The 872-nt window shown below is 63.3% G+C and carries 1 protein-coding gene; it reads left to right on the forward strand.

What is annotated here, in order from left to right:
* A partial coding sequence (locus tag OOT46_RS30635; RefSeq protein ID WP_265407406.1) for an Ig-like domain-containing protein occupies window positions 1-844 on the forward strand: 844 nt, incomplete at its 5' end.
* Window positions 845-872: the final 28 nt, after the last annotated feature.

An 872-nucleotide genomic window follows, 5' to 3' on the forward strand; every position in this document is an offset into this window, starting at 1 on the left:
CTTCTCGTTGTCGGCCAACAACCCCGCCCCGGTGGGCACGGACGAAAACCACACCATCGACGAAGACGGCTCCCTGAGTGATGCCGTCAGTGCAACAGACGCCGATGGTGACGCCCTCACCTACGCGACCGGCACGGCACCGGCCAACGGTACGGTTGTGGTGGACGCCAATGGCAGCTACACCTACACGCCAGACGCCAACTTCAACGGCACCGACAGCTTCACCGTCGTCGTGACCGACGCGCAAGGTGCGACCGACACCATGACGGTGACGGTTACCGTGAACTCGGTGAACGACAACCCGGTCGTGGTGGGTACGCTGAACAACGTGAGCAGCACCGATGCGGCCACCATCAGCATCCCGACCAGCGCGGTCTTCCGCGACGCCGACATCGCCACCAATGGTGACCGGCTGACCTTCTCCGCCACCGGCTTGCCGGCCGGTCTCAGCATTGAGCCAAGCACCGGTGTCATCTCCGGCACGCTGCCGAACAACGCCAGCGCCCAAGGTCCCTTCAGCATCGAAGTCACGGTCACCGACCAGGGTGGCAAAAGCACCAGTGCCAGCTTCTCCCTGTCGGCGAACAACCCGGGCCCCGTGGGCACCGATCAGAACCACACCATCGACGAGGACGGCTCGCTGAGCGATTCCGTCTCGGCGTCGGATGCTGACAGCGATGCACTGATCTACTCAACCGGCACGGCACCGACGAACGGCACTGTCGTTCTGGACGCCAACGGCAACTACACCTACACGCCGAACGCCAACTTCAACGGCACCGACAGTTTCACGGTCCTCGTCACCGACGCGCAAGGCGCCACGGCACGATCACCGTCAATGTGACGGTGAACGCCGTCAACGACAAATACTA

It is taken from the genome of Aquabacterium sp. A7-Y, assembly GCF_026153205.1.
In the GTDB taxonomy this organism is placed as follows: Bacteria; Pseudomonadota; Gammaproteobacteria; order Burkholderiales; family Burkholderiaceae_C; genus Caldimonas.